The 19,512-nt window shown below is 50.0% G+C and carries 13 protein-coding genes; 10 read left to right on the top strand and 3 right to left on the bottom strand.

Features of this window, described 5'->3' with window-relative positions; translation table 11 throughout:
• Positions 1 to 144: 144 nt before the first annotated feature.
• Together B2Q61_RS04990 and B2Q61_RS04995 are read right to left on the bottom strand one after the other, a co-directional pair.
• Positions 145 to 1,515 carry a class II fumarate hydratase gene (locus B2Q61_RS04990; protein WP_290620115.1) on the bottom strand — a complete coding sequence of 457 codons (1,371 nt, stop codon included), beginning with the start codon at positions 1,513 to 1,515 and terminating at the stop codon, positions 145 to 147.
• Between the two features lie 139 nt (positions 1,516 to 1,654).
• The gene (locus B2Q61_RS04995; protein WP_290620117.1) at positions 1,655 to 3,187 is read right to left on the bottom strand and encodes a S10 family peptidase; all 1,533 of its coding nucleotides are present in this window, start codon (positions 3,185 to 3,187) and stop codon (positions 1,655 to 1,657) included.
• Positions 3,188 to 3,412: 225 nt separating this feature from the next.
• Here B2Q61_RS04995 and bfr (B2Q61_RS05000) point away from each other — a divergent pair, with 225 nt between their 5' ends.
• The 8 genes from bfr (B2Q61_RS05000) (at position 3,413) to B2Q61_RS05035 (ending at position 15,932) form a co-directional block, all read left to right on the top strand.
• On the top strand, positions 3,413 to 3,886 hold the full coding sequence (gene bfr, locus B2Q61_RS05000) for a bacterioferritin (RefSeq protein ID WP_290620119.1): 474 nt from the start codon (positions 3,413 to 3,415) through the stop codon (positions 3,884 to 3,886).
• Positions 3,887 to 3,888: 2 nt separating this feature from the next.
• A complete protein-coding gene (bfr, locus tag B2Q61_RS05005) occupies positions 3,889 to 4,356 on the top strand; it encodes a bacterioferritin (protein WP_290620121.1) in 468 nt (155 codons plus the stop codon).
• Positions 4,357 to 4,507: 151 nt separating this feature from the next.
• Positions 4,508 to 6,640 carry a S9 family peptidase gene (locus tag B2Q61_RS05010; RefSeq protein WP_290620123.1) on the top strand — a complete coding sequence of 711 codons (2,133 nt, stop codon included), beginning with the start codon at positions 4,508 to 4,510 and terminating at the stop codon, positions 6,638 to 6,640.
• Positions 6,641 to 6,822: 182 nt separating this feature from the next.
• On the top strand, positions 6,823 to 7,713 hold the full coding sequence (locus B2Q61_RS05015; protein WP_290620125.1) for a ZIP family metal transporter: 891 nt from the start codon (positions 6,823 to 6,825) through the stop codon (positions 7,711 to 7,713).
• A 160-nt stretch (positions 7,714 to 7,873) separates the two neighbouring features.
• The gene (locus tag B2Q61_RS05020) at positions 7,874 to 10,750 is read left to right on the top strand and encodes an insulinase family protein (protein ID WP_290620127.1); all 2,877 of its coding nucleotides are present in this window, start codon (positions 7,874 to 7,876) and stop codon (positions 10,748 to 10,750) included.
• Positions 10,751 to 11,095: 345 nt separating this feature from the next.
• Complete coding sequence (locus tag B2Q61_RS05025; RefSeq protein ID WP_290620129.1) at positions 11,096 to 12,163, top strand: hypothetical protein; 1,068 nt, start codon at positions 11,096 to 11,098, stop codon at positions 12,161 to 12,163.
• A 17-nt stretch (positions 12,164 to 12,180) separates the two neighbouring features.
• Positions 12,181 to 13,257, top strand: a complete 1,077-nt coding sequence (locus B2Q61_RS05030) for a hypothetical protein (protein WP_290620131.1) — start codon at positions 12,181 to 12,183, stop codon at positions 13,255 to 13,257.
• Between the two features lie 233 nt (positions 13,258 to 13,490).
• Positions 13,491 to 15,932: a TonB-dependent receptor gene (locus B2Q61_RS05035; protein ID WP_290620133.1), complete on the top strand. Its 2,442-nt coding sequence runs from the start codon at positions 13,491 to 13,493 to the stop codon at positions 15,930 to 15,932.
• A gap of 91 nt (positions 15,933 to 16,023) precedes the next feature.
• On the opposite strand, the gene katG is transcribed toward B2Q61_RS05035, so the two are convergent.
• Positions 16,024 to 18,252, bottom strand: coding sequence for a catalase/peroxidase HPI (gene katG / locus B2Q61_RS05040; RefSeq protein WP_290620135.1), 2,229 nt, complete (start codon positions 18,250 to 18,252; stop codon positions 16,024 to 16,026).
• Between the two features lie 238 nt (positions 18,253 to 18,490).
• Between katG and B2Q61_RS05045 the strand changes: the two genes are divergently transcribed.
• On the top strand, positions 18,491 to 18,742 hold the full coding sequence (locus B2Q61_RS05045; RefSeq protein WP_290620137.1) for a ParD-like family protein: 252 nt from the start codon (positions 18,491 to 18,493) through the stop codon (positions 18,740 to 18,742).
• Positions 18,723 to 19,499, top strand: coding sequence for a type I methionyl aminopeptidase (gene map / locus B2Q61_RS05050; RefSeq protein ID WP_290620139.1), 777 nt, complete (start codon positions 18,723 to 18,725; stop codon positions 19,497 to 19,499). Before B2Q61_RS05045 ends, map begins: the two co-directional genes overlap by 20 nt.
• The last annotated feature ends 13 nt before the right edge of the window (positions 19,500 to 19,512 follow it).

Consider the following 19,512-nt stretch of genomic DNA (forward strand, 5'->3'; position numbering starts at 1 on the left):
CCTTTTTTGTTGTCAATAAGCTGAGGCTGACTATAGCAGTAATATCAGCGGCTTGACATCAGGCGCGGCTGTTGTGCTGCTGCCTGCGACCAAAAGCAGCAGCGCCGATTCAGACAAGGATATTGGTTAGGGTTATTGCTAACGTTACCCGTTGTCAGTAAGTTTGGCCGGGTTTAGCAGTTCTTGCAGTTTCTCCTTACTTAAATCGGTGTGCTCCAACGCTACGTCAAGTACAGGGCGCTGCTCTTTGTAGGCTTTCTTGGCAATTTCGGCGGCTTTTTCATAGCCAATTACCGGGTTTAATGCCGTGACCAAAATTGGATTTTTATCCAGCGATTTTGCAATGTTGCCCTCGTTCACTTTAAATTCGCTAATGGCTTTATCGGCCAGCTCGGTGCAGCCATTGCTTAGTAACTCGATACTTTGCAGCAGGTTATAACCAATTACCGGCAGCATCACATTCAATTCAAAATTACCTGACTGGCCTGCTACCGTAATGGTAGTGTCGTTACCTATTACCTGAGCGCTTAACATGGCGACGGCTTCCGGAATAACCGGGTTTACTTTGCCCGGCATAATGGATGAACCAGGTTGCAGTGCGGCCAGTTCTATTTCGGCCAGGCCGGCCAGGGGGCCAGAATTCATCCAGCGCAGATCATTGCTGATTTTCAGCAATGCCACGGCCAGAGTTTTCAAGGCGCCGGAGCAGGCAACGGCTAAATCCTGCGAACTGATATTAAAAAAGAAGTTGTCGCTGGGGCTAAGTGCAAGGCCTGTATCTTTGCTCAGTTCAGCGGCGAAGCCTGTTGCAAAGTCGGGATGGGTATTTACCCCGGTACCCACGGCAGTGCCACCTTGCCCGAGTTTTTGCAAACGGGGTAATTGTTGCTGCAATAATTGCTCAGCGTGGGCCAGCTGGCTTTGCCAGCCACCGAGAACCTGTTCGAACTTTACCGGCATTGCATCCATTAAATGGGTGCGGCCGGTCTTAACAATATGACCAATCTGCTGACTTTTCAGCACCAGCGCGGCCTGAATATGGCGCAGGGCCGGAACAAGCTGGTTCTGAATGGCCAGGGCACTGCTTAACTGAATGGCCGTGGGGATAACATCGTTACTGCTTTGACCGGCATTTACATGGTCATTGGGATGGACCTGTTGGCCCAGCTTGCTGCTGGCCAGAGTGGCCAGCACTTCATTCACATTCATGTTGGTGCTGGTACCGGATCCGGTCTGAAACACATCAACCGGGTAATGTTCCATCTCAGTGCGGGCAAGTTGTTGCTCAGCAGCATAAATAATAGCGCCGGCAATGGCCGGTTCCAGCACACCCAGTTCACTGTTGGTTGTGGCTGCCGCTTTCTTAATATGTAAGATCGCCTGAATAAAGGCCCGCGGCAGGGTAAGCGGGCTTAGCTTAAAATTGTTGATGGCGCGCTGCGTCTGGGCCTGATACAGCGCGTTGGCGGGCACTTGCAGTTCGCCCATGCTGTCATGTTCAATCCGGGTGGCCATGGCGGGCTCCTTTTCCTTGTCAATGTAAGGGCTGAACCTATAGCATGGGATCCTTTTCACGACATCTCAAGGCCCGCCACCTTAAGATGTCGCTGACGATGCTTAGTACTTATTAAGAACTCAATGAGAACTCAGTAAGTTACTTCGCCGGGGCTTGTGCAGGGTACTTAGCTGGCTCGCCGGTTTCGGGCAGCGCATTTAAGATAAATTCACGCAAATCGTCATTCGATTTCTTTAAATCTTCTGCCCGTAAGTACATCATATGGCCGCTGCGATAGCCTTTAAAGCTCATCCGGTCCTTCATTTTGCCACTGGGATCTAACTGCCACATATTGTATTTGGCATCAAAATAGTTGGTGGCGCCATCATAGTAGCCTGATTGCGTCAGCACCTGCAGGTACGGGTTCTGAGCCATGGCCTGGCGCAGGTTTTCACCGGTATTGTCATTGCTTCTGTCCCACGGGTGAACCGGGCCGAACATATTATATTTAATATCGGTTTTGTAATTAAGCTCGGTACGCAGGTAGTCGTTAATCGCCGGGGTAAATGAATGCAACCACGATGTGAGTTCCGCCCAGTAATCCGGTTGTTCGCCCACATCATTTTTATCCAGACCCAGATAACGTGAGTCGAGCCGGCCGATGGTCTGGCCGCGGTCACGCAGTAATTCTTTCCAGTAATAACTGGTGCTGATATCCAGGTTGCTGCGCAGCACATTCTGGACACTGATCCCGGAATAACGACTCACCTGCTCGGCGATACGCTGTTTTTCCTCGTTGCTTATCATATTGCCTTTGGCCAGCGCAGGCAGATACTGATTAATGGTGAATGCTTCTACTTCAGGCAGAATGTCGTACAGATCTTTTTGTTGTAAATCAGCGGCCAGCTTCTGGTGATACCAGGCGGTGGCAGCAAAATAAGGTAAGCGATTGGCTGCTTTAACCGGGCCATCGCGACTGATACCAATATCGGTTGGGGATACCAGTACCACGCCATTTAAGTACATCCACTGCTGGTTTTGCAGCGCCAGTGCCAGCCCGGACACCCGGGTGGTGCCATAGCTTTCACCAATTAAAAACTTAGGGGAGTTCCAGCGCTCGTAACGGCTGACAAAGCTGTTAATCCACTCGGCAAGATAGGTGACGTCGACATTGGTGCCAAAAAACATTTTTTGTTGCTGATCTTTACTGGGCATTTTGCCATCTTTATCTGGCAGGACTCGTGAGTAGCCGGTATTAACCGGGTTAACGAACACAATATCGGCCACGTCCAGCACAGAATGCGGATTGGTTTTTACGCCGTAGGGCTGAGTAGGATAGCCCTCATCGTCAACATTCAGGGTTTTAGGGCCGGTGTAAGCCACATGCATCCAGACGGATGCTGAACCGGGGCCGCCGTTAAATGAAATCAGCAGCGGCCGCTTAGCGGTATTTTTAATATCAGTGCGCTGATAGTAGGTGTAAAACAAAGTAGCAGTGGGGTGACCTTCGCTGTCCCACACTGGCTGGGTGCCGGTATGCGCTTTATAGTTCACGCGCTTGCCATTGATTTCTGTGCGATGTTCGGTGGTAACGACCGAGTCAGCTTCAATTTGAATTTGTTCCGCACTAAGCTGCCAGCTGGCAGTCAGCAGGGCGGCAATCAGGCCGCTAATTTTAATGAAACGCAGCATAAAATACTCTCTTGTTTGTCATATCTGTGGCTAATGTAACTTATAAAGGCGCTGGTCGCGAAGCGTGATGCGACTGACAACCGTTTTACAAGATAATCTGGTGACAACCGAGATGAAAATACGAATACTTATTAATTGTATAGCTATGATTTTAAAAGTTATTTTGCTTAATTATGGCTGATGGCCTAAGCTAATAATCATCTGACTGCTAATCGGAGCCAAACTATGCAAGGCAACCCCAAAGTACTTAGTAAATTAAATGAAGTACTTACCTTTGAACTCACCTCAATTAATCAGTATTTCCTGCATGCCCGCATCTACAAAAACTGGGGTCTGAAGGGACTTAATGACGTTTGCTATAAAAAATCAATTAAAGATATGAAGCAGGCCGATGAATTAATTGAACGGATTTTGATGCTGGAGGGCTTACCGAATTTGCAGGCGTTGGGTAAATTACGGATCGGTGAAGACACCGAAGAAATGCTGCAATGCGACATGGATTTTCAGCATGAACAGCTGCCATTGTTACGAGATGCCATCGCCCTTTGCGAGACCGAGCAAGACTATGTCAGTCGCGATATTCTGACAGATTTGCTCGAATATGAAGAAGAACATCTGGATTGGCTGGAAACTCAGCAGCATCAAATTAGCGTAATGGGGCTGGCCAATTACCTGCAAGCCCAGGTTGGAGGCGAGTAATTATGAAAGGTAATCAACAGGTCATCGACGGTTTAAACGAATTGTTAGCCAATGAACTTGCGGCGATGGATCAGTATTTTATACATTCGCGCATGTATCATGACTGGGGTTTGCATAAGTTATATGAACGGATTGATCATGAATTTGATGATGAGAAAGGCCATGCGTCCAAACTGATCGAACGGATTATTTTTTTGGAAGGTACCCCCGATTTAAAGAATCGTGATGCCATTCATGTCGGCAAAGACGTACCGGCGATGCTGCAAAACGATTTAAATGTTGAATACACCGTTGCCAAACTGCTGAAAAAAACTATGGCACTGTGTGAAAAAGAACAGGATTATGTTAGCCGCGATATGTTGCAACAACTGCTGGACGATACAGAAAATGATCATGCCCACTGGCTGGAGCAACAGCTGCGGCTGATCAAGCTGCTGGGTTTGCAAAATTACCTGCAATCGCAGATGTAGTGGCCGAGCCAGACTCATAACAAAAAAACCGGTTACTGCTACCGGTTTTTTGTTTTTCACACTCGCTTACACTTTTTACAGCCGCATCCTTTAGCTTGGCTTGTGGCTTTATGTTAATTTCTTGTCGCAATTGTTTAATGAGTATCTACCCATGCATAAAAAAATAATGTACATGCTGCTAAGCGCCAGCGTTGTCAGTAGTTTCTGGCTAAGCGCCGACGATCATAGCCATAATGTGGCGCCGGTTGCCGTGCAGCAACCTTACACTATCAATTCTCCTCACGGTGACCGGCAAGACCCATACTACTGGCTGCGCGACGACAGCCGCACCTCGCCAACAGTGCTGGATTACCTGCATCGCGAAAATGACTATTTTACCGCCTATGCCGACGCGTATCAGCCATTAACCGAAAAGCTTACCGATGAAATTATTGGCCGGATTAAACAGGATGACAGCTCGGTGCCATACACCCGGGGTGATTACAGCTATTACAGCCGCTACGAGACCGGCAAGGAATACCCGATTTACGCGCGTAAGTCGCTAAAAGATGGCACAGAGCAGATAATGCTGGACGTTAATAAACTGGCTGCCGGCAAAGATTATTACCGGGTGGCGAACTGGCAGGTCAGTCCGGATCAAAACCTGCTGGCCTATCTGGAGGACAGCAGTGGCCGGCGCCAATACACCCTGAAAGTTCGTGATTTACGCACTGGCCAGAATGTGCCAGACGAGCTGACTGGTCTCTCCGGAAGCCTGGCCTGGGCTGCAGATAACCAAACCCTGTATGTGGTTCAGAACGACCCGGTAACCCTGCTAAGCACCACCGTTTTGCAGCATAAACTTGGCAATAAAGCGACAGCAGCGAAAGCGGTATATCAGGAACCCGATAACAGTTTTTACCTGAGCCTGGCGAACAGCCGGGATGACAAGTATGTAGTCATTAAATCTGAGAGCACGGTCTCGACTGAAATTCGGGTGCAACCCGGTAATCAACCGCAAACCGAGTTTAAAGTACTGGCACCACGGCAGCGCGATTTTCAATATGATGCAGAGCATTATCAGGGCCGCTGGATTTTAAAAACAGACTGGCAGGCACCGAACTTCCGGCTGATGAGCGTTGCAGCTGACAAAATTGGCGACCGCGACCAATGGCAGCCATTGCTGGCGCATGATGAACAGGTGTTTATTGAGGATTTTATTGCCTTCGATAATTATCTGGCGATCAGCGAGCGTAGCGATGGCTTGCGCCGGATCAGAATTATGCCATGGCAAGCACCGGATAAGGCGTTCTATGTTGCGTCAGACGAGCCCGCCTATGTTACCCGCTTTGAAAAAAATCCGGAGCAGAATACCGATTGGCTGCGTTACAGCTATACCTCGCTGACCACACCTGAGACGGTGTATAAGTTAAATATGAAAACCGGTGACAAACAGTTGCTGAAACAAACTGAAGTGCTGGGCGAGTTTGAGCAAAGCAACTATGTGACTGAGCGGGTCTGGGCTACAGCCGCTGATGGCGTTAAAGTGCCGGTGTCACTGCTTTATCGCAAAGGCTTAGCGTTGGATGGCACTGCACCACTTTATCAGTATGCCTATGGCTCTTATGGCAGTTCGTCTGATCCGTCATTCCGTTCTACTGTGTTCTCTTTGGTAGATCGTGGGTTCGTATACGCCATTGCGCATATCCGGGGCGGTCAGGAAATGGGCCGGCATTGGTATGAAGACGGTAAACTGCTAAAGAAAGTAAATACGTTCACCGACTACATCGCGGTAACTGATCACCTGGTAGCCAATAACTATGTGGCAAAAAACAAAGTTTTTGGTATGGGCGGCAGCGCCGGCGGCTTGTTGATGGGCGCAGTAGCCAATATGGCACCGCAAAAATACCGGGCGCTGATAGCTCATGTACCCTTTGTTGATGTAGTGACCACCATGCTGGACGAATCCATTCCGCTAACCACTAACGAGTTTGATGAGTGGGGAAATCCTAAGCAGAAGGAATACTATGATTATATGTTGGCCTACTCGCCATATGACCAGCTGAGCAAACAAGCCTATCCGGCGCTGTACGTTACCACCGGTTTATATGACTCACAGGTGCAATATTTTGAGCCGGCAAAGTGGGTGGCGAAACTACGTACTCATAAAACTGACCAGAACCCGCTGCTGTTTAAAACCAATATGGAAGCCGGGCACGGTGGTAAATCCGGGCGGTTCTCCCGCCTGGCAGAATACGCCCAGGAATATGGGTTTATTCTGAATTTGCTGGATATTGAAAAGTAACGCATTTTTTGTAATCTGAAGACCGGGCCCAGCCCGGTTTTTTGCTTTTCATGAACGCTTTACTTTAAGGTAAATGATAATTACTATCATTTACCTCGGGTGGTTAGACTTTGTTGCGCCGGAGGAACACGAGGTTGAGGCAAACCACCTATACTGAATAAATTAACTACACAGGAGCAGGCATGAAGCAATCGTTAATGCAGTCACCATGGCTCAGTGGTCGTAAAGTGTTTGGCACATTAATTTTGCTGTTAGGCGCCAGCTATGCATTACAACAACTGGTGCTGCTGATGCAACAGCAACAAAATGTTCGTTATGCATTTTATGCCGGCATGGCTGCTGCCGGGGCGACCGCAGGTGGCGCTTTACCTGCTTTGTTTTTAAAGCACTTATCCCAAAAGCTGCATGATGTGATGCTGGGCTTTGGTGCCGGCGTTATGCTGGCCGCCTGTATGTTTTCGTTAATTGTACCAGCATTGGCGATACTGGAACTAAGCGGTGCATCTGTCTGGCGCAGCTCGGGCAGTGTGGCACTGGCGATTTTGTTAGGTGCTACCATTATGCTGCTGGTGGAACGGCTGGTGCCGCACCAGCATTTTATAAAGGAAGAAGACCGGGCGCGCGGCTTAAAATTACGCCGCAGCTGGTTATTTGTATTCGCTATTATTTTGCATAATCTGCCGGAAGGGCTGGCAATAGGGGCATCTTACGCCAGTGGTGATATCGCAGCAGCAACTGCCCTGGCAACCGGGATCTCTGTACAAGATATACCGGAAGGTCTGGTGGTAGCGATGGCGTTGTTAGCCGCAGGTTATAGCCGCACCCTGGCGGTAGGCATGGCGGTACTATCGGGGTTAACCGAGCCGATAATGGCAGTAGTGGGTGCTGCGGTGCTGGGTGACTCAAGCCTGCTGTTGCCCTGGGGCCTGGCGCTGGCCGCCGGAGCCATGTTATTTGTGATAAGCCATGAAATGATCCCGGAGTCACATCGTCAGGGTCATGAGCTACCCGCTACCACCGGTCTTATGCTGGGATTCGTGCTGATGATGCTGCTTGATACCGCTTTGGGCTAGCCGATACTTTCTGGTTGCTAACTACCACCGACACATTTTATTACAATACGCCGGCATGCTACACCGGCCGTGCACTTGCCTATTTATAACGTTTTTTATTACATTGGATATTACAAAATTTCACAATCACCCCCGACAGAACAAAAAAACAGGTGTCTTAATGAAGAAATTATTTGTTATCAGTGCTGTAGCACTCGCAGTGCTGACTGGCTGCTCTGCAGATCGCAGTACCGTAACGGCAGAACAACGTGTCGAGCAACAGGTAGCCGGTGAGGTATTGGTCAGCCCGAATGATGAACGTCAATATAAAACCCTGGTACTGCCCAATAAACTGGAAGTGATTCTGGTGTCGGACCCGACGACCGAAAAGTCAGCGGCATCGCTCAGTGTTGGTGTTGGACTGCTGCAGGACCCGATGACCCAGCAGGGGATGGCGCATTATTTAGAACACTTATTGTTTATGGGAACTGAGCGCTACCCTGATCCAGCGTCTTACAACGGCTTTATGTCGCAAAATGGTGGTGCAGCCAATGCCTATACCTGGCTGGATATTACCAACTATATGTTTCAGATAAATAATCCGTCTTATGATGAAGCGCTGGATCGTTTCTCTGATTTTTTTAAAGCCCCGCTGCTGTTGCCGGAATACACCGAAAAAGAACGCAATGCGGTTAATGCAGAGTGGTCGATGCGCCGGGAAATGGACTTCTTCGGTCAGTTTAAACTGGCCCGCAGTATGTTTGGTGAGCACCCGGCCAACCGGTTTTTAATTGGTAACCTGGAAACGCTAAGCGATAAAGAAAACAGTAACCTGCATGCAGAAACCGTGAAGTTCTATCAGCAATATTATTCTGCTAATACCATGAAGCTGGCGTTGTTAAGTAATTTACCGCTGGCTGAAATGGAGCTGTTAGCCCGCAAGCATTTTACCGCGATTGAAAATAAACAAATTACCAAACCAGAGGTAGACGCCGAGCTGAAGTATCAGGATTTTGGCGCCAAACGCATTCACTATGTACCAAATGAAGATGTTAAGCAGCTGAAACTGGATTTCACCATCACCAATAACAGCGATGAATTTGCGGTAAAACCCAACGAATTTATTACTTACCTGCTGGGTTCTGAAATGCCGGGCTCACCGGCGCAGCAGCTAAAAGCGCGTGGTTTAATTTCATCATTATCAGCCAGTGCTGATCCGGGTGCCTATGGCAACTATGGCAACCTGACTGTTGATATTAGTTTAACCGATGCGGGTATGGCGCAGCGGGAGGCCATTATTGCCGCCGTGATGCAATATCTGCAGCTGATTAAGCGCCAGGGAGTGGACAGTAAATATTTCAGTGAAATTCAAACCAGTCTGGCTAACCGCTTTCGTTTTCTGGAAAAAACTGATGGTTTCGGTTACGTCTCGAACCTGGCTCATGCCATGCAGTTTGTGCCAGCAGAGCATGCGGTAAACGCGCCTTACCATTACGAGAAGTTTGACGCAGAAGCCATTAACCGGGTGCTACAGCAATTGAAGCCAGAGAGCTTGCGGGTTTGGTATATCAGCCAGCAGGAGCCTTCGGACAGCGAACTGCACTTTTATGATGGCCGCTACAAAATCAGCGACATCAGCGAGCAGGAAATTGCCAGCTGGCAACAAAGCCCGCTTGTTAGCACCTTACCGGCAGTAAACCGGTTACTACCCGAGAATTTTGAACTGCGAGAGCCGGTGCAGGCTGACAAACCAGAGCTGGTGGTCGAAGCCAAAGGAATTAAAGCCTGGTTATATCCCAGCCAGGATTTTGCCAGTCAGCCTCGCGGTCGTCTCAATATATACCTGAACAGCCCTGCTGCCATTGATGATATTAAAGCCAAAGTGATGTTTGCGCTGTGGCAGGATTTATACAATCTGGAGCAAAGTGTGCTGGCAACTGAAGCGTCGGTAGCCGGCATGGATTTGTCGCTGAATGACAGCAACGGCCTGGTACTCAGCCTGGGCGGTTTTACGGATAAACAACCTCAGCTGCTGCAACAGGCGTTGGCAGGGTTAACGCCAGAAGTGACAACTGAGCGCTTCAATCAGGCGGTAGACCGTTATGTTCGGGGTATCCGCAATTTAGAGCGGCGATTCCCGTTTCAGCAGGCGTTTATGGCGTTTAACGGTTTGTACCGGGGCGGAAACTATAATAATGAGCAGTTGATTACCAGTGCGGAGCAATTGACAGCGGCAGATTTTACGCAGTTTATGCAGCAAATACTGACTAACCATCAGGTACGTATTTTTGCTTTTGGTAATTATAATCAGGCCGACGTAAAACAATTGGTCAATACGGTGGCCTCGGCATTACCGCAGGAGCGGACGATGCTCGCTTATACCCGCAACCCGGTTTGGCAGCCAGCAGCAGGTGAGGTTATCAGCCTGCAGCAGGATTTAGTGGTGGCCGATGTCGCTATTGTAGATATGCATATCCATCCAGATCCGTCAGTTAAACAACTGGCCCGTGGCCGGCTGCTGCAAAGCCATTTTTCAAATCAAGCATTTGACACCTTGCGTACCGAAGAGCAGCTGGCTTATGCCGTAGGCGGCGCTGCGGTGAGCATTGAAGATTACACCGGTTTTGGCCTATATATTCAAACCCCGGTTAAGTCGGTGACTGACATGCAGCAGCGGTTTGACGAGTTTAAACAGCAGTACTGGCAAACCTTGCAGCAACTGGACAATGCTGGGTTTGAGCAGCTTAAACAAAGCCTGTTGGTTAGTTTAAAAGAGCCACCGAAAAACTTGCAGGAGGAAATGGCGCCGCTGATCAGTGACTGGTATCAGGAGAAGTTTGCCTTCGACAGCAAACAAAAACTGATTGCTGAAGTAGAAAAGCTGACTTTGGATGACATAAAAGCCTTTTATCAGCAGACTTTGTTAAATAAAGACGCGGCAAGAATTTCAGTACAAATGCGAGGCACTGAGTTTAGTAAGCAACCTTTTGCAGTTATATCCGGCCAGCGGGTTATCACCGATCTGGCAGAGTTTCACCGGCAGATGAAAACACAGTAATCATTTTTAAAAAGAGAAAACGCAGCTTCGGCTGCGTTTTTTATTGTCGCTGCAAAAATAGTTGGAGTAATAACTTTAAACGCCTGTTAGCTTCGCCTGACCCTGTGACGGCAGTTCAGCGCCCGTTAACCCTGCCGCAATGAGCTGCCCATTTTCCGGGCTGCAATTTATTAAAACAGCGCTGCTGCAAGTAGTACGCTACGGCGCGGGTCGTCCCGAAAAATGCGGCTTGCAATCAGGTGCTACTGTTCTATTTTGGTTCACGGAGTCTGGACAGCATTACCAGTCTGGCGATGGCAATTAAAGCCTTCGTTAATAACAATAAGATAAAGACGAGGATATGTAATGAAAAAACTAACTGGGCTGCTTAGCGCAGCAATACTTGGCAGCATCGCTGTCAGCTTTAAACTCTGTGCCGCCGTAGGAGGTTACCCGGTGGTACTGGTGCATGGTTTACAACCAAACCAACTGGCCAGCCGGCCTGATGCCAGTGAAGTGAGCAGTGATGGCGCCGCCTATTGGCAGGCATATTGGCGTGATCGCGCCGATGTGCGGATTGACTGGCCGGCCCATGAGCGGGTTGCCGGTAAAATAGCCAGTGATTATGTCTGGCCGAAACTGCAGCAAATGTCACGAAATGGTACCTGCGCCAATGGCTGTATTTTTGTGTCGCATTCTACCGGCGACTTAGTGACCCGTTACCTGATTGATAATCAGGCATTGTGGCTGCAAAATGCCGGCTTACAACCGCTGAATATCGTCGCTACCTTTGATTTTGCAGGTGCCGGTGGTGGCTCCGAGCTTGCCGACTTAGCCGTTAATGTGGCCAGTGGCTCGGGCCTGATCGATTTTACCCTGCGCCTGGCGTTGGCTGCCTGGCTGGGTGAAATACCCAATGCCAATACGGTAGGCGTGTTAAATGATTTAAGGGTAAACAGCGCCCGGCAGTTGGCAGCGTTTCCCGACAGCCGGGTACCCCGCTTACGCTTTGTTGGTGCTGGCTCAGATTATCTGGGGGCAACCGGCGCATTTTTACCTGGTGAAGATGATGGTGTCGTTGCCAGCCACTCTGCCTGCGGCGCCTCAACAGCAAGTAGCTTTAACAGTTGCTCGCGCAGTATTGCCTTTGACGGCAAACTGGCGAGTCAAAGCTATGGGGTACGTAACTTTATGCCTTACCATTACCCATTGTTGATGAGTGAAGGCTACAGCCATGGTGGCTTAATTGAAAACCGGGTACAGGATGAAGTCACTGCTGCGAGCAGCAGCGCGACTTATACCAATAACGACCGCTTGCAGTTTAATACCTACGATGAAACAAGGGGCTGGTGGATTTTCAGCTCACGTTACCGGGTAGTGCGTAACTCAGACAATACCAGCATGTCAGCGCTGGTTTTCCAGGCGGCAAACTAACAGGTATGGTTTAAGCAGTGAAAAAAATCGTCTCTGTAATACTGGGTCTGACAGCATTGCTGTCGGGCCTGTGGTTTTTCTGGCCAGCGTCAGTGGCAAAAGTGGAGCTGGCTGCAGCGTCTGCAGAAATGGCTGAACCAATGCCGCCGGCTGCAGCGGGCAACACAGCGCCAGACCACACTCCGACCATCACGGTTACTGAACGGGTACCGGAACCTATAGCAGAAAGCTTTAAGCTGATGGCCAGTGCTTATGCCAGTGAGCTTGAGTACCCTGGCTATTCGCGGCCACTGACCCCGGATGACAGTCATTTATTACATCCGAACAACTATGTGCCACAACAGGTACCGCTGGAAGGCGGTGCCAGTGCCGCAATAGTGTTGCCCAAATATCGCTTCAGCTACCCTGAAACCATCCCGGTAAGCCTGCAGATCAGTGGTTTGACGGCACATAGCGTCAGTATCCAGCTGCATAGTGAGCAAAACAATAAATTACTGGCCACGGAAGCCATGCAGAACAACGCCGGCCAGGGCTATAGCCAAAGTTCTGACCAGAACTGGCAGGCAGAGCTGGAGCCGGAAGACAACTGGGACGGCTCGCTGCAGGTTAGTGTCACTTTTAGTGCTGACGGTCGCGAGCAAACTTTGAAAACCGGCTTTGTTTATAGTCACCCGGTGGCGACCATTACCGGTGTCGGCTCTAGCCGTGGCGTAGGCAGCGACATGCTTATTCCGGTAAAGCTAAATGTGGAGCAGGCAGGCTATTACCGATTGCGGGCCAATTTATTTACTGAAAAGCGCCAACCATTGGCGATATTGACCAGCACCGAAAAGCTGAGTGAGGGTGAAACTGAGCTGACCTTACGGGCTTACAAAGCGGTGCTGCGCCAGCAGGAAGGCCCGTATATTCTCAGTAGCTTTGTGCTGGAGCGCCGGCCGGCCGTGCCGGGTGAGCTTACCCGCTATGGCGACAGTGAACAAAGTGAATATCCGCTGGAGTTCTTTTCCCTTAGCCAGCTGAGCGATGAGCCCTTTCAGGCCAGTGCTGAAGAACGGCAACGGCTGCAGTTTTTGCAACAAATGGCTGAGCAATAACGCTACTTTTGCAGCGCCCATTCGGGCGTTTGCAATTCAATCTGGATCCCATTCCCGCTTTAACCCGCTACCAGTCTAATGTCGCGAAAGATTTCTTCTGAAAATATATTGTTATACTATAACAAAACAATCAAAAATGTTATAACATAGCAATTATTCGGGCAGTTACAGTTAGTTGACCGAAAATCGTTGCCAGCGATTTTTGTCAAATCGGTATTTTTATGGGGAACACAATGTTTAGAAAAACGATGTTAGCCAGCGTTATTGCGGCCAGTCTGTCTGCCAGCCCACTGCTGGCTGAGACCATTTCCGGCGTAGTAACAGATGAAAATGGCCGGCCGGTAGCCGGCGCAGAAGTTACCGTTATTGGTGAAAATCAGCAGGTTATTTCCGATGCCAATGGTCGCTTTACTGTCAGCAACCTTAATGCCGGTGAGGCAGAACTGCATATTGAAGCGCGCCGCTTTGGTCATCGCAATTTCCGGTTTGACGTACCGCAGCAAGGCTTAGCTGACGTGAGTCTGACCTTGCTCAGCAGTACTATTGAAGTTATCGATGTTAAAGCCAGCCCGTTTCATGCCTCTGCTACTGAGTCGTCATTGCCTGTGAGTGTACTGGCTGGCGATGCTTTGAAAATGAACCAGGCGTCAACCCTTGGCGATACCCTGAAAAACGAAGTGGGCGTTCATTCGAACTTCTACGGCAATGTTGCCAGCAGCCCGATTATCCGTGGCCTGGACGGCCCAAGAGTACTGATTACTCAAAATGGTCTCGACGCCGGTGATGCGTCCCGCATCGGTCCCGATCACAGTGTCGCGAGCGAGACCAGCACCGCGACCCAGATTGAAGTACTGCGCGGCCCGGCGACCTTGTTTTATGGTAGTGGCGCCATTGGTGGTGTGGTTAACGTGGTGGATGAGCGCATTCCAACCAACAACACCACCCGTGCCGAGTGGATGCTGCAGAGTGACTCTGTCAACGACGGGAAACTGGCTTCCGGCTCCCTGGTGACCGGTGTTGATAATATCGCTATGTATGTCGATGGTTTCTGGCGTGATAACGACAGCTACAACATTCCGGGTTTTGCTGAAGCGCAGCCGGATGAGGACGCGGTAAAAGGCCGGGTCAAGAATACAGCCGCCACAGCCAAAGGCTTTACGCTGGGTGGCAGCTTACTGCTGGATAACGGCTTTATTGGGGTGTCTTATGGCCGGCTGGATCGTGAGTACGGTATTCCGGGGCATGGCCATGCAGAAGAAGGTCATGAAGAAGAAGGTCATGAACAAGATCATGACGAGCACGGCGCAGCAGAACAAGTTTATGCCGGTTTAGCTCAAAACCGCTATCAGCTGTTAAGTGAACTGAATTTTTCATCCGGTATAATCCGGGCGGTTAATACCAAACTCGCTTTTACCGATTATCAGCATAGTGAAATTGAAGCTGGTGAAATTGGTACCACCTTTAAAAACCGCAGCCATGAAGCGCGGGTTGAAGTATTGCACCGGACCTATGCGGACTGGCGTGGCGGTTTAAGTCTGCATTATAAATTCAGTGATTTTGCAGCGCTGGGCGAAGAAGCCTTTACCCCACCGTCAGAAACCGAAATGCTGGCCCTTGGCTGGGTGGAAGAGCGACATATTGGCAACTGGCTGTTGCAACTGGGTGCAAGAGTTGAACGAGTAACGCTCGAGGCACCTGTGGTGCCGCTGCCAGAGTTAGCTTTTCACGGCCATGCTGAGCATGAAGATGAACCTGGTCATACTGATGAAGCAGAGCACGGTGTTAAATTTGCGGTAAAACAACGTTTCAGCCCTGTCAGCTTATCGGCCGGTACAGTGTGGGATTTTGCCGATGGCTATAACCTTGGCTTGTCGGTTTCACATTCGCAACGGGCACCTTCAGCTGCCGAGTTACTGTCGTTCGGGCCGCATATCAGTACCGCATCCTATGAAATTGGTGCGCTGTTTGTACTGGAAGACGAAGAGTTTGCCGTTCGCAGCACACCAGTTAAGCTGGAACGGTCAAATAATCTGGATATTACCCTGCGTAAGTTCAGTGGTGACACCGGCTTTGTGTTAAATGCGTTTTACAACCGGATAAATAACTACTATTACCAGCAAAATACTGGTCTTTTCGCCGAAGCACATCATGAAGAAGAGCATGGGACAGAACCGGGCACGCCTGCCGCGCCGGTTGATGAGCATGCAGATGAACATGAAGCTGAAATGCCGGTTTATCTGTTTGCTGCTGCTGACGTGACCTTGCACGGCCTGGAAGCTCAGTATATCTGGCAGATAAATGACCCGTTTAAACTGACCCTGCAGGGAGACTATGTGCGGGCCCGCCTGCAGAATGGCGGTGATTTGCCCCGCACTCCACCGCTGCGTCTGGCTGCAGAAATGGCTTACCAGCAGAATGCAATCAGTGCCGATTTACGTGCTACCCGCTATTTTAAACAGGACAAGGTTGCTGAAATGGAGCAGGCGAGTGCCGGCTATACCTTGCTTGATGCCAGTGTCAGTTACCGCTTTGATGTCGGGATGCAGGAGCTGACAGTATACCTGAAAGGCCAGAACCTGACCGATCAGCAAGCCCGGGTTCATACCTCTTTTTTGAAAGACGTGGCACCACTACCTGGCCGTTCCCTGGCACTGGGTGTACGCGGCCGCTTCTGATCCTGGCGATATAAATAACGTATCTTGACCCATAAAAAAACCGCTGCCGGTTAGCCCGCAGCGGTTTTTCTATTTACAATGCTAACGGCGATTAGCGCAAATCAAAACGATCAGCATTCATCACTTTTACCCAGGCTTTAACAAAGTCTGTTAAAAACTTCGGTGTTGCATCTGCCTGCGCATACACTTCAGATAAGGCCCGCAGCTGCGAGTTAGAGCCAAATACTAAATCAACCCGGCTGGCCGTCCACTTTTGCTGACCGGTTTTGCGGTCATAGCCATTAAAGCTGTCTGACTTACTGTTAGCTGGCTCCCAGCGGGTTTGCATATCCAGCAGGTTAACAAAGAAGTCGTTACTCAGCTGGCCCGGTCTGTCGGTCAGAACACCCATTTTGCTGTTGTTGTAGTTGGCATTTAAGGCGCGCATGCCACCAATCAGCACGGTCATCTCTGGTGCGCTCAGGTTCAGTAGCTGGGCTTTATCCAGCAACAATTCTTCGGCAGTTACTTTAAATTCCTGCGCCAGATAATTCCTGAAGCCATCTGCCACCGGCTCCAGCACATCAAACGAGTCGGCATCGGTTTGCTCGTTACTGGCATCGGTCCGGCCCGGACTAAACGGCACGCTAATGTTATTACCGGCCGCCTCAGCTGCCTTTTCGATGGCTGCCGCGCCACCGAGCACAATTAAATCAGCCAGTGATACTTTTTTATTGCCGCTCTGGCTATCGTTAAAATCCTGCTGAATGTTCCCGAGCGCCGTCAGCACTTTTTTCAGCTGGTCGGGCTGATTAGCCTGCCAGTTATTCTGCGGTGCCAGCCGGATACGGGCACCATTAGCGCCACCACGACAGTCCGAGTTGCGATAAGTAGAGGCCGATGACCAGGCCGTATACACCAGTTCTTCATTCGATAAACCGGATGCCAGGATTTTGCTTTTTAAATCGCTGATATCAGCATCATTCACCAGTTCATGGTCTACTGCCGGTACCGGATCCTGCCAGATTAAATCTTCTGCAGGTACTTCCGGACCCAGATAACGGGATTTTGGCCCCATATCGCGATGGGTGAGTTTAAACCAGGCGCGGGCAAAGGCGTCGGCAAACTCCTCAGGGTTCTGGTGAAAATGCTCCGATATCTTGCGATAGGCCGGGTCTTCTTTCATCGCAATATCCGCGGTGGTCATCATCAGTTTTGCTTTGTCGCTGGCATCTTCGGCATCGGGAGCGTGGTCTTTATCAGCCAGATTTACCGCTTCCCACTGCTGCGCACCGGCCGGGCTTTTAGTTAGCTGCCAGTCATAACCAAATAATACGTCAAAGTAGCTGTTATCCCATTTGGTCGGGGTGGGCGTCCAGGCGCCTTCAATACCGCTGGTAATGGTGTAGCGACCCATCCCGCTTTCAAAAGTGCTTTTCCAGCCAAAGCCCATATCCTCTAGCGCACCGCCCTCTGGCTCTACACCCACCAGTGCGGCATCACCGGCACCGTGTGCTTTACCAAAGGTGTGGCCACCGGCCGTCAGCGCCACCGTTTCATAATCGTTCATCGCCATCCGTTCAAAGGTATCACGAATGTCGCGACCCGACGCGATAGGATCCGGATTGCCATCCGGCCCTTCCGGATTAACGTAAATCAGGCCCATTTGTACCGCCGCCAGCGGGTTAGCTAATTCACGATCGCCAGAGTAACGGCTGTCAGGTTTATCACTGGTTGCCAGCCACTCTTTTTCTGCACCCCAGTAAATATCTTCTTCCGGCTCCCAGATATCGATCCGGCCGCCCCCAAAACCAAAGGTTTTAAAGCCCATTGATTCCAGCGCCACATTACCGGCCAGAATAAATAAATCGGCCCACGACAGTTTATTGCCATATTTCTGTTTCACCGGCCACAGCAGACGGCGTGCTTTATCCAGGTTACCGTTATCGGGCCAGCTATTTAACGGCGCAAAGCGCTGATTACCGGTACTGGCGCCACCACGACCATCGGCGGTGCGATAGGTGCCTGCAGCATGCCAGGCCATCCGGATCATAAAGGGGCCATAATGGCCATAATCTGCCGGCCACCAATCCTGCGAGTCGGTCATTAATGCGGTTAAGTCGTTTTTTACCGCAGCCAAATCGAGTTTTTTAAATTCAGCAGCGTAGTCAAAATCTGCACCGAGCGGGTTCGACTTATTATCGTTCTGATGCAGAATTTTAATGTCCAGCTGATTTGGCCACCAGTCTTTATTACGGGTGCCACCGCCGCTGCCAGAACGGGTATTGCTGCCATGCATAACCGGGCATTTGCCGCCACTGTTCGCTTTATCGTTGCTCATGTCTTGCTCCTTATACTTTGTTTATAAAATGGGCGTACTGCAAGCCCAGGAACTGTACCAATGACTATAGACCTGATATTTAAACAATTAAAGCTACTTTAACTGACAGTGCTAATCTAAATTATAGATTAAGACAGCGGGCTATGCCGATAGAACGCTTTACCATATTATATGTTTCATATATGATTCGTATATTGCATGCCGCCACATTGGTATGCCACCAGAGCGGAGTGCCACCTTGGGTATCGTTAAAATTGCTGATGAACTACATGAAGAGATCCGTAAAGCCAGTGGTGCAATGTCGCGCTCTATTAACGCCCAGGCAGAATTCTGGCTGAAAATGGGTATGCTGGCCGAGTTGCATCCCACCCACAACTATCAGCAACTGCTGCAAATGGTAATGCAGCAGGCGGATGTCAAAGCCGCAGGTGTCAAAGCTGCTGCTGTGCAAGAGCTGACAGGAGTGGCCGATGAGCGGCGTTCAGCTTAAAACCCCGGACGAGCTGGCCCTGCAGCGCGAAGCCGGTCGCTTACTGGCGCAGGTATTTGCCATGCTGGATAAAAACATCGTAGCGGGTATGTCTACTTTGCAGATTAATGATTTGGCCGAGCGCTATATTATTGATGAATTGCAGGCCCGCCCGGCCAGCAAAGGCCAGTATGGTTTTGCTTACGTGCTGAACACCTCGGTTAATGAGGTGGTGTGTCATGGCGTGCCATCGGCGACGCAACGGTTAAAAGACGGTGATATTGTTAATGTCGATATTACCCTGGAAAAACACGGTTTTATTGCCGACTCCAGTAAAATGTACTGCATTGGTGAGCCGGCTTTTCTGGCCCGCCAGCTGGTAGAGGATTGTTACCAGGCGTTGTGGCTGGGCATTAAAGCCGTTAAACCCGGCGCGCGCTTAGGCGATATTGGCTTTGCCATTGAGCAATTTGCCAACAGTAAAGGCTACAGCGTCGTGCGCGAATATTGTGGCCATGGCATTGGCCGGGAAATGCATGAAGAGCCACAGGTGCTGCACTACGGCAAGTCAGGCAGCGGCATGCAATTAAAACCAGGCATGGTGTTTACCATTGAGCCGATGCTGAACCAGGGCACTGCTAAAACGAAGACCAAAAAAGACGGTTGGACCGTGGTTACCCGTGATAAAAAGCTGTCGGCGCAGTGGGAGCACACGGTAGCAGTAACCGATAGCGGGGTTGAAGTTCTTACGCTGCGCGCGGAAGAACAGCAGGCCTGAGGAGTTCAGATCT

Source organism: Arsukibacterium sp. UBA5043 (genome assembly GCA_002415085.1).
Taxonomy (GTDB): Bacteria; Pseudomonadota; Gammaproteobacteria; order Enterobacterales; family Alteromonadaceae; genus Alishewanella.